The organism is Petrachloros mirabilis, assembly GCF_975968855.1.
Genome location: NZ_CDLUDY010000192.1, coordinates 1 through 10,439 on the forward strand (window position 1 = coordinate 1; position 10,439 = coordinate 10,439).

The 10,439-nt window shown below is 57.2% G+C and carries 12 protein-coding genes; 2 read left to right on the plus strand and 10 right to left on the minus strand.

Annotated features, from left to right (window positions below; genetic code table 11):
• The 8 genes from ACWVCN_RS07800 to ACWVCN_RS07835 all read right to left on the minus strand — a co-directional run.
• A partial coding sequence (locus ACWVCN_RS07800) for a universal stress protein (RefSeq protein ID WP_455245000.1) occupies window positions 1–430 on the minus strand: 430 nt, incomplete at its 3' end.
• Window positions 431–434: 4 nt separating this feature from the next.
• Window positions 435–1,712, minus strand: a complete 1,278-nt coding sequence (pfp, locus tag ACWVCN_RS07805; RefSeq protein WP_455245001.1) for a diphosphate--fructose-6-phosphate 1-phosphotransferase — start codon at window positions 1,710–1,712, stop codon at window positions 435–437.
• A gap of 19 nt (window positions 1,713–1,731) precedes the next feature.
• Window positions 1,732–2,850, minus strand: a complete 1,119-nt coding sequence (fbp, locus tag ACWVCN_RS07810; RefSeq protein ID WP_455245002.1) for a fructose-1,6-bisphosphate aldolase/phosphatase — start codon at window positions 2,848–2,850, stop codon at window positions 1,732–1,734.
• A 98-nt stretch (window positions 2,851–2,948) separates the two neighbouring features.
• The gene (locus ACWVCN_RS07815; RefSeq protein ID WP_455245003.1) at window positions 2,949–4,322 is read right to left on the minus strand and encodes a hypothetical protein; all 1,374 of its coding nucleotides are present in this window, start codon (window positions 4,320–4,322) and stop codon (window positions 2,949–2,951) included.
• Complete coding sequence (locus ACWVCN_RS07820; protein WP_455245004.1) at window positions 4,306–4,527, minus strand: DUF2934 domain-containing protein; 222 nt, start codon at window positions 4,525–4,527, stop codon at window positions 4,306–4,308. The genes ACWVCN_RS07815 and ACWVCN_RS07820 overlap by 17 nt, the downstream gene beginning before the upstream one ends.
• 29 nt (window positions 4,528–4,556) lie before the next feature.
• Window positions 4,557–5,501, minus strand: a complete 945-nt coding sequence (locus ACWVCN_RS07825) for a universal stress protein (RefSeq protein ID WP_455245005.1) — start codon at window positions 5,499–5,501, stop codon at window positions 4,557–4,559.
• A gap of 78 nt (window positions 5,502–5,579) precedes the next feature.
• The gene (locus tag ACWVCN_RS07830; protein WP_455245006.1) at window positions 5,580–6,002 is read right to left on the minus strand and encodes a cupredoxin domain-containing protein; all 423 of its coding nucleotides are present in this window, start codon (window positions 6,000–6,002) and stop codon (window positions 5,580–5,582) included.
• Between the two features lie 21 nt (window positions 6,003–6,023).
• Entirely contained in the window at window positions 6,024–6,521 is a 498-nt protein-coding gene (locus tag ACWVCN_RS07835) for a universal stress protein (protein WP_455245007.1), read from the minus strand.
• 691 nt (window positions 6,522–7,212) lie between these two features.
• Between ACWVCN_RS07835 and ACWVCN_RS07840 the strand changes: the two genes are divergently transcribed.
• Entirely contained in the window at window positions 7,213–7,914 is a 702-nt protein-coding gene (locus ACWVCN_RS07840) for a dienelactone hydrolase family protein (protein ID WP_455245008.1), read from the plus strand.
• Complete coding sequence (locus ACWVCN_RS07845; RefSeq protein WP_455245009.1) at window positions 7,914–8,777, plus strand: universal stress protein; 864 nt, start codon at window positions 7,914–7,916, stop codon at window positions 8,775–8,777. The genes ACWVCN_RS07840 and ACWVCN_RS07845 overlap by 1 nt, the downstream gene beginning before the upstream one ends.
• A 3-nt stretch (window positions 8,778–8,780) precedes the next feature.
• Here the strand turns inward: ACWVCN_RS07845 and ACWVCN_RS07850 are convergent, their stop codons facing one another.
• Window positions 8,781–9,320 (minus strand): adenylyl-sulfate kinase, encoded by a 540-nt coding sequence (locus ACWVCN_RS07850; protein WP_455245010.1) that lies wholly within the window; start codon window positions 9,318–9,320, stop codon window positions 8,781–8,783.
• A gap of 88 nt (window positions 9,321–9,408) precedes the next feature.
• Window positions 9,409–10,439, minus strand: a 1,031-nt coding sequence (locus tag ACWVCN_RS07855; protein WP_455245011.1) for a phosphotransferase, incomplete at its 5' end; no start/stop codon positions are given.

The following is a 10,439-nucleotide window of genomic DNA, read 5'->3' on the forward strand; positions in this document are numbered from 1 at the left end:
CCAGCATCGAGCAAGGCACATGATGCATCGCATAGGTAGACACGCTCCCCAACATGAAGCGATCGAGCGCATCCAACCCCCGTGAGCCCATGGCAAGGAGTTGCACGCCCTTCTTTGCCTCTTTGACGATAGTCGCGTTCACACCGCCCCTTGCCAGGACGACCCGCCCTTGTAGATGAAGCGATTTTATCAAGGCCGTCGACTCATTCTTGGTCTTCTTCGCATGCGCTTCCATACGGGCGATCTCAGCCTTGATATAGCGCTCATTCCCCGCTACAACCGGCTGGACGACAAAGGGCGCGCGAAGTGCCGCGACGTCCAGGACGTGCAGCACCTTGACCTTCGGCGCCTGCACGAATGGCAGCTTCCCAACCCACTCAAGCGCCCACTTCCCGTATTTCGATCCGTCCGTCGCAACAAGCACGTTCATGAGATCATTCCTTTCTCTTCGGATCCCCTTCACCGGCAGCGACCGGCTCAAACCGCTTTCTGAAATCCTCAGGTGGAAGCCCGACCATCGCGGCACAGCGGCCCAGCACAGCTGAATCCCTCAAATCATCCCGTCGAAGCCGAATCATGTACTGTCGCGCGATCTGATACGACTGCGAAGCGATATCGACCATCCTGACTTTCGCCTTCCCGGTAACGGGATCAAGCATCTGCTTAAAGGGAATCGGTAGAAAGCGCCCGTCCTGAATCGACACCATCGCTGCCGTGCCGCCGTCAAGCAAGTACTGGGCGGCGCAGTAGCCGAGGTCGCGCGTGTATTCAATATCGTAGGGAATCGGGTCAGCACAACGCAACTCGTAGCCGACATTTTTTGACACAATTGTCGTGGATACTCCCAGCGCTTTCAGCCCTTTCGTCACTTCGCGCCGTAACAGTTCGCCAACATCCACCTCGGAGAGGCGCAGGTGACCATGTTCATCACGCCCGACATGCTCAAGCCCCCCGAGATCTCGTTGATCCAAGATTTCAATCAGACCTTCCGCCAGCACCAAGACACCGTCGGTCCGCCCGCCTTCGAGCCGCTTGATGATGGCCCCGATTAACAGATCCACGAGACGTTGCAGTTTCACCGGGCGTTCCTTGAATTCCTCCGGAATAACCGTCAGCGTAGCTCCGGCGGCCTTGCCGATGCCAAGAGCCAGGTGTCCGGCTTTACGTCCCATCGTCACAGTGAAATACCAGCGCGAAGTTGTCCGCGCATCAACCATAAGATTTTTCACGATCTCCACGCCGAAATGTCGGGCGGTCTGGAAGCCGAACGTCGGGATCCCGTAAGGGAGGTCCAGATCGTTATCGATGGTTTTCGGCACATGGACGACTTGGATGGCCCCGGCCGATCGCTCCTCCAGTTTCAGAGCGGAATACGCAGTATCGTCTCCTCCGATCGAAACAAGCCGTGAGACACCGAGACTTCCCAGCGAGGACAACACCAGATCGAGATGTTCAGCCTTTCTGGTCGGATTCGCCCGTGACGTGCCGAGATAGGAGCCTCCCTGAAAATGAATGCGGCTGACTTCCTCGATTGAGAGAGGTCTCGCACGCCCGGCACTCCCTTCCATCAGCCACTTGAACCCGTCGAGAATGCCGACGACGTCGCAGCCCCCAAGAATGCTGCGGATCGTCACCGCGCTGATTACGCTGTTGATGCCGGGGGCTGGACCACCCCCGACGAGAATACCGACAGTCGCCCGTTGCATGTTCATCTCGATCCCTTCCTCGCGGTTATACTTTGGCCCAGCGCTTTTCCAGTTTCTTCATGATCTGCGGCATAGTTGTATACTCCATTTCATCGAGAGGCAACCGGTGCGGCTCGAAGGGGCCGTGCAGCCGAAGGAAATCGGCGATCCGATTTGCATCCCGCCTGGCCTCATCGTACGACGGATCCTCGAACATATCCCGCGGTCCGACCAAACGCCCGTCCGCCAGTTGAAACCCCAAACAGGCCACGCGCGGAGGGCCGTCAAAGCGGGTCGGCGTGGCCTGCTTCACCGAAACCGGCATCAACGGGCCGTGATGAGATCCCCGCATCCAGCCCTCGATGATCCAGGGATAACGAAAAGGTTCCAGCACTTCGCCGACGGCAGGGAAATTTTGCTGCGCCCTGACGATCATCACGGGATCGTCCTTACCCACATATTTCCCGGCGATCAGAGAGAGCCGTTCGGTTGACGAGGCAGCGGCGATCGTTCCATCGGCGCGTGAAAAGACCGACTTGATCGAGTACGTCCCCGGCGCACCGATGAACATCAGCATGTCGTACAGCTCTTCCGGACAATCGAACGTGATTTTCTTATGCTCGCAGATATCGTGAACTTCGAATCGAAACCCCTGATGCATGGCCGGGGCAATAACCAGACCGGCCGTCGTAAAGGGATCGGCGAACATCTTGTACAGAGGAAGATTCCACGCACCGGCTGAGGTCTTATCAGCCATGAAAATCAGCACCGGTTCGGATTTTCGCTCGATGAACTCCATCTCCGCTACTCCTGGACCCTGGCCCCTCACGTTTCCACTGAAGGCATCGGAAAGAAGATCCTGTCCTGCCCCGTAGAGATGAAGGTCTTTTGCCACGCCGGTTCCTGTTTCGAACGTTTCCCAGGCCAGACGATGGATCTCTTCATGATCGACCCCATGGCGATGGCTCATGATAAGTTGCAAGTCGTCACCGCAGGCCGACACGTGGTAGTCGACGATCAGGCCGCTTGTCTTGGCGTTTGCGAACCGCTCTTGCGCCGACTCGATCAAGGCCGGGTGAATCGCCGAATGGCCGACCCAGCCGCCGATGTCAGCTTTGATTACGCTCAGCGTAATCGGCTTTGGCTGCTCTGTTTTCGTTTCCATGGGCATTTTCACACCACCGTTTCGAGAGGTTGCCTGTGAGCAGCGGAACGGACGACAGGACTCAAGAACCTAGGTGAGCCACGAACGCGATGCGCCTGTCATTCCGGCACTTCATCCAGACCGATATGTCCGCGAAGAGTATTATAGGTGAAGGCCGGCTTGCCGAATCGATGCACTCCGGGATCATGACATTCCATCTCGTCGATCAATGCCCCGACCTTTGCGCGCATAGCCGCAGACGCAGCGGCATGGCGAGGCGTCTGTCCGCTCAACAGCCGATGCGGTTGATCCGACCATTCTAAATAGGCCTTTTCCAGAAACGAGTTGAGCAACGCCCGATCCTCTTGCGGCGTGACGACCACCGTCATCGGCTCGTCGGACATCAGCTCCTCGACCGACAGCTGTCGGGCCGGCGGGGTCATCGTCTCGCCGCGAAAATGGAGCGAGAACCCGAACGAAGCCGCAAGTTGATGTTTCAGGGTATCGAGCCGATCCGGACTATCACACTCGACGATCAACTGGGAAGTGGTGAGCGTCACTCTCGCCACGACTCCCCGTTGGCTCCCTGCCATCTCGCGCTGAATCCACGTCCGAGCGGCGTCCTGCTTCGATCCCTGCAAACCTCCCTCCTCAGGTACAAATTCCTTCATCTCGGCGATCCCATCGGCAAACAGCCGATACTCGTGCTGATCATAGAGCGCCACGGCATATAGATAGGGCTGGCCGTCTGCATTGCGGTACTGAATATGAACAACTGCATCCACCAACGCGGCAAACCGCATCTCGGCAAAATTCCAGAGGATGATGTGGCCGAAGCGTTTTGCGAATTCCTGCCACTCGCCCAACACAAGCGAGCCGGAAGACATTTCCATGCGCTGCTCCCATTCTCTCGTCTCCTCGTACAGGGTCCTGGCATCGGAAGGAGCCAACACAATTCCGCACCCCGCCAGCTGGCCCTTTCCCGATTCGGAATCTTCCGGATCCCGAATCACACGCGTGAGCAATACGTGTCCTGTAGTGAAAACGTTGGCAAACTCTCCACCGGGGACGGTAAATGTCGTCCCGTCGCCGATCGACTTGAGTGTCAAGGTCCCATCCGCTTTGGAGATGCCGGTCAACTCCAGCAGGTCCTGATAGGAATGTTTGAGCGGATCAAGCCACACCCGTTCTTCGTTCGGGATGTGTTCAGTAATGATGTCCCGCAACTGTTCGATCAACGTCAGCTGCCCGTCTTCCGGATAAAAATCGCAGAAGAGCGACAATCGCGCCAGCTCCGACTCTTGCGGAAGCGGAGCGACGATTCGTCCTGTTCCGCCTTCTAAATATGGTTTGAGCGCCTTCGCCAGGGCCAGCTCGCGCTGAAAGGCGAATTGCGGTTTGAGTGCGAGCCGTTCAAGCCGGGCAAGCACGGCATCGAGAGCGGGCGGACATGGGGTCCAGAAACCAGCCGTCTTTTCACTCCCGAGCTTCATGAATTTCTTCCATTACGATCTCTTCCGCTTCGAGCCAATCTCTCAGCTCTTCCCCCCCCTGGCGTCCCCGCGCCTCCCAGAGCTCGTGGGCCTTGGCCCTGATGCGTTCCCACGTACCTTCGGGCAATTCAATCGGCTTTTGCAGCGCGCTCGGAGGAGCTGCTTGTTTTCTCGCCTTGCTTCCTTTTTTTGCCACCACACTCATCTCCTGCTCCTGGGTTAAAGGTTCATGGCTTAGCTGGTTCGAAGGGCAACCACCCGGCGGTGGTCCGGACCGAATTTCGGACTACGGACCGTCAACACGGGACGATCCGCCCGACGGAGCACCGCTTCGGTCACACTGCCGGCCATCACGTGCGACAGCCCGCGGCGACCGTGTGTTCCCATAACGATTGCGTCACACGAGAATTTTCGCGCGTCATCGAGAATAGAATCGGACGGTACGCCACCGCGCACATGACTCTTGGCTGCAATGCCAGCCGCAGAAAGGGCGGCCGACAATTCTTCGAGCCTTGCGGTCAGCCTCTGACGATGCTTCGCACGTTCCTCGGAACGGATGAGCGTAAAATCCAACCCGTAGGATACCGGCTCGAGAATGTGGAGCAGATCGATCGAAGCCTTGGCCTGCTTGGCAACGACAGCAGCATATTCCAGGGCGTCCAACGAGCAATCGGAAAAATCGACGGGGACAAGCAGGCGGTTGATGCCGATATTGCCCTGCTCCGCCACAATCTCCTCTTTTTTCATTTCATGCACCGCGAGAACCGGACAAGGGGCCATGCGAATCACACGCTCCGCCGTGCTCCCCAACAAGACATGAGCCAGCCCTGTTTTGCCTTTGGTCCCTACAACGATCAAGTCGAACCCTTCGTCTCGGGCTACTGCAGTGACTTCCTCGCTGGGAATTCCGGTAACAATTCGTGTCGCCACCGCAATTCCCTTCTCCGATGCACGCTGTTTGAACTCCGCGAGTTGTTCTGTGGCTTCTTTTGTCCGGTCCGTCAGATAACGCTGGTTAACCGGATAATCCGGATTCAATCCCGGTGGAAACTCCAGAACGGTCATGACCGTGAGATGCGCGTGCCAGGAAGCGGACAAGGTACAGGCATATTCTTCTGCGCGGTTTGCCCAACCGGAAAAATCCGTCGCCAGCAGCAGCTTGTTAATTGAACTGGCCATAGTCACTGACTCTCAAATGGCTGGAGGCCCACTGTTCTCCATCTTACCTAATGTCTGTCTTGCGCCCCTTGTCCGCCGTCATACAGCTTCCGCACTCAGTAACAACAACTCGCCTTTCATGTTCGGATGGATCGAACAGCGAAACGTGTGGCGTCCGGGTCGCTCCATGTTGAATCGAATCGTCGCACCCTTCTTGGGATCGAGCATGACGCCACCCACTCCCCTTCCGTATACAATGACCCCGTCTTCTTCGATCCTTGTCGGAATGCCTTCGAACATCACAGATCCGAAATCGTGCCGTTCGCCGTCCTCATTGACAACCTTGATCACCGTGGGAAGACCTAACCGAAGGGGGGTCTGTTTGGTGATAAACGAGAAATCCTTGATCACCACTTCAACGACTTGCTCGGATTGCGACTCGACGGGAGTGCTCCCCCACAGCGCCACAATGCCCACCACAACCATCACCACCCATCCAGTCCAGCCCCAACTATGCCTCATGTGTGCCTCCTTGTCATAGAGTCATAGAACGATGTCTTTCCGTTCCTTCCTCGGAGGAATGGGAACCGTCAAAACTGCGCAACCTGCCGTCCGTACAACCTTCTCAGCGGTCGATCCGAAAAAGATCTTTTCCATGCTCTCCGAGCGTCCACCGTAACTACCCAGGACAACCAAATCGATCCGCTCTTGGCGCGCGAACTTGGCGATTTCCACAAATGGCGCCCCTTCGGAAACAACCCGTGAAACCGTGATGCCTTTTGTCGATTGCGACTCCAACAATTGTCTGACATTGAGCCTGGCCTGATGACGTAGCCGGCGACGTTGTGCCGTTGCGTCTGAAGGAACCGCCAACAACCCTAATCGATTGAAGGCAGCCACAGTACTGGTGTCGATCACGTGCAGCACCAACAGCTCCGCTTGAAACGCCCGCGCCATTTGGACGGCAATCCGAAACGCCGCATTGGAGCAAGGTGAGAAATCCACCGGCACAAGAATCTTCCGAAAGAGTCGTGTAGCCATAAACTACCTCATTCCCAAACCGTCTTCCAATCACCTCTACTCATACTCAGCAAGGCCAATGCCATGTTCCCGAACTGTTCTGAGCTTGTAGCTGAAGGCCAAGTTACATACAGAAACAAAGATTTTGCTGGCATCGGTTTCTTACCGGCCATCCCCCGACAATTCGATGGCTCTTTTCAGGGGATCTCTGCTACAGCCAAATTCTCAACGTTGTCGCAAAAAGCGACAGAAGACGTGAAAGATTATGAGCAGAAAAGAGAAAGTGCAGGGCGGCAAACCGCTAACTGCCTCTTCTCGTTCCATCTTTCACCTTTTATCTCTCATGTCCGCTCCGGCATCCGACTTGCTGAGCGTACTCAGGTGGAGAAGTTGTTTTCCCGGTGGACAAGGAGGGCCCATGACCAAGCCGCAATGGCTCCTGGTAGGAGCCATCCTCGTAGGCCTCGCAGTCGGTTTCTATATTCTGTTCCTCTGTCCAACGGACTGCCATTGAGTTAAATCGACGTAAAGAGTGCGTTATGATGGCCACAGCGATTGATCTCCCCCACGGAGCTCGCACGACTCGTGACGGATCCGGCGCTTGCCAGTGTGCCGGTCGCCACAGTCATCCGGGACGTTGTGAGCGTAGCCCTCTACCTTTGCATCGCGGCGTCGGTACTCCACTGGTAGGAGAACGAATGGCGGGGGCACCATGACACAGCGCCATGTCGGTCGAATCGCAGAAGAAACTGTCCTCATTGAGGGTGAACGTGTCACCCTCGACGGCGCCCTGGGTATTCCCCCGGATGCGAGAGGAGTCGTACTCTTTGCGCACGGGAGCGGCAGCGGCCGTTTCAGCCCCCGCAACCGTTTCGTCGCCCAACATCTGCAACAAGGCGGAGTGGCCACTCTACTGATTGACCTGTTGACGGAACGCGAGGCGGCGGACCGCAAAAATGTTTTTGATATCGATCTTCTAGCCGATCGCGTGCTGATGGCGGGAACATGGCTCGCCGAAGATGCACGCACGAAACATCTGCCGCTCGGATACTTCGGCGCAAGTACCGGAGCCGGAGCCGCCTTGCAAGCCGCCGCACGTGGCCACGTCACAGTCAAAGCCGTCGTCTCGCGCGGCGGGAGACCGGACCTCGCTGAGCAATATCTTCCCAGCGTCACCGCTCCGACATTGTTACTTGTCGGTGGGTACGACGAACCGGTCATCGAGATGAATCAAGCAGCGTACCGGCTGCTCCGGTGCACCAAGAAATTGACGATCGTTCCGGGGGCGACTCATTTGTTTGAAGAACCGGGAACCCTCGAGCAGGTCGCGGACCAGGCTTTAGGATGGTTCCTCGACCATTTTCCTTCTCGTGAGGGACACGAACCGACATCGCCGCGAAAGGAGATCTCCTGATGAAGACGTTGCTGGCCGTCGACGGCTCCGATAATTCCTATGAAGCGGTCCGTGTGCTCAAGTACCTGAGCAGAGCGGATCAGTTGATCGTGCTCCATGCCCTCCACGTGCCACGACCAGCTTATCCGATGATGATGCCGGAAGTTGCCGATGAGCTCTACAACACCCTCGAGCGAAGCATGCGGGAGGACGGCCAACGGCTGCTCGACCGCGTCCAATCACTCCTGCCGCTTCACGCGGGCCCCTCGACAAAACACCTCGAGTTAGGATCGCCGGCTGACATTATTCTGTCTATCGCCGAGCAGGAGCGAGTCGATCTCATCGTGATGGGAGCGCGCGGCGTCGGTCCGATCAAGGAACGACTGTTCGGAAGCGTCTCTCATCGCATTCTGACTCAAGCACCATGCGCCAAGCTAATCGTGAATGGCCCCGTCAAGGCCATGAAACAGGTGCTGCTCCCCCTCCAAGGGAACGACGATATGGAAGCGGCGATTCGGTTTCTCCAGCTGAAGCCGTTTCATGAACCAGTGGAGCTCTCCCTATTCACCGTCCTCCCCAGCGTACGGCCTCCCTGGCCCGTGGAAACCGCCGCAGCCGAGCAACTCGAGAGCCGGGCGCTCCAGGGCGCGCAGGATTTCATCGAGAACGCGGCTAAACAGCTGCAAGCGCTCGGATATCAAGTCCGAGGGCGTGCCGTCCTTGGCACGCCGGTCGACATGATTCTGAAAGAAGCCGGCGCCCTTGAAGCAGACTTGATTATCATGGGATCACGGGGACGGAAGGGCGTTACACGCTTCGTGCTTGGCAGTGTCTCCCATGCCGTGTTGCACCAGATGCCGTGCCCCATCCTGGTGTATCACTGATGATCAGGAGTGAGACGAGAGGAACTTGTCTTTGACAAATTCAAGTATTCTGGCCGCCGCTTGCGCTTCTTGTACGGAGCTTGTGTCGATCCTGATTTCTGGATTCACAGGCGACTCGTAGGGGACCTGCAAACCCGGCACGGTACCGGATTCACCTCGCAGTCCCCTCTGATAGGTTCCTTTTCGATCCCGCTGCATACAGATCTCAAGTGGACAATCGATCGCAACTTCCGCGAATCGAGGGATTTCGGCTCGCGCATAATCGCGATACGCCCGGCGGCTTGCCGTCGCGTCAAAAATCACCGTGACTCCATGTGCCACGAGGCGTTGCCCCATGTACGCAAGTGCGCGATAGAAGAGATCCCGCTCTTGTTGAGAATAGGTCGGCTCGGGAGTGAGTATCCGCCTGACAGCGTCTGATTCCAGCACCTCTACTCTGAGACCCAGGGCTTCCAATTGAGGTCGTAACGTCGCGACAATTGTGCTTTTGCCAGAAGCAGGCAGGCCGGTGATCCAGAGGGCGAAGGCTCGGTGCCGTGTCATTTCACAACCCAGGCTAGAGGCACGAGGCTAAGGGCAAAGGGTATAGCATCTGATTTCTGGACAGGGGCTGCCTATCTCGAGCCTGCCGCTATGCGGTGCAATACTCATTGACGAGCGCTGGATCGAACCGCGGCTCATCCAGCACATTCTGCATGAACCGGAAGATGGTTCGACGCACCTCTATCGGCAGCTTCGGATACCAGACCGGACTGGCCAAGACCAACCCGCGGAAAGCAAAGAACGGGGCGGCTGTTCTGGTCACGGCCTCGTCGCCGCTTGCCTCGACATATGTGTCCCACAGCAAACGAAAGAGGACCTCAAACGGTCCGCGCATTTCGCCCCATCGGCAGAGCGAAAAAAACAGATAATTGATAGTCATTGACGTCACATCGTCGGCCGGTTCTCCCCACTCGCCGCGCGACCGGTCCAGGACGGAAAAATCGGTTCCCGTTCGAAACAGCACGTTCCAGGGGTGGAAATCGCCATGGACCTGCGAGAGCCGGCCTGCCTCCCCCCGCAACTGCCATCGCCAGCGGTTGCACGATTCTTCAACGTTCCGGAGCAAGTCTTCCTTGATAAATCCATAGCGTGCGGGATAGCTATCGGTCAGCCCCATAATGCATTCACCGTGACCGATCAATTCACGCAGGCGCCGGCGATAGAGATCCGAATCGCGGCGTTTCTTCCGATGGATCTGAGCGAGATAAGCCGCCATGGCTTTCGTGCGCCGCCGGTCGAGGGCCCGCAGGGAATTTCCCTTGACCAGGCGCTGGAGATCCTCATGGTAACTCGCCCCCTCCGTCCATTGCGTGAGGACAAAAAATTCCCGGGCTTGAGCAACTGAGAATAGTTCCTGCGACGAGGTAAAGGCTCCGACGTCAAGCGCGGTCACATGGCGGGGCAACCGGCCGTAGGAGTCGTAATCCCAGAGAATCGCCTGTGCCCGGTCAGCCATATGCTCGTGGCCGAATGGACCTGGACTCATGGTCTCAAGGACGGCGGATCGTCTGGAGCGGCCGACCTGAAACGTTATCTTGACCGGCGACCCATAGCCGTATTGCTTGTACGTCCCTTTGGAACTTTCCTTGCCGATCGGGCCATAAGACAACAACACCGTAC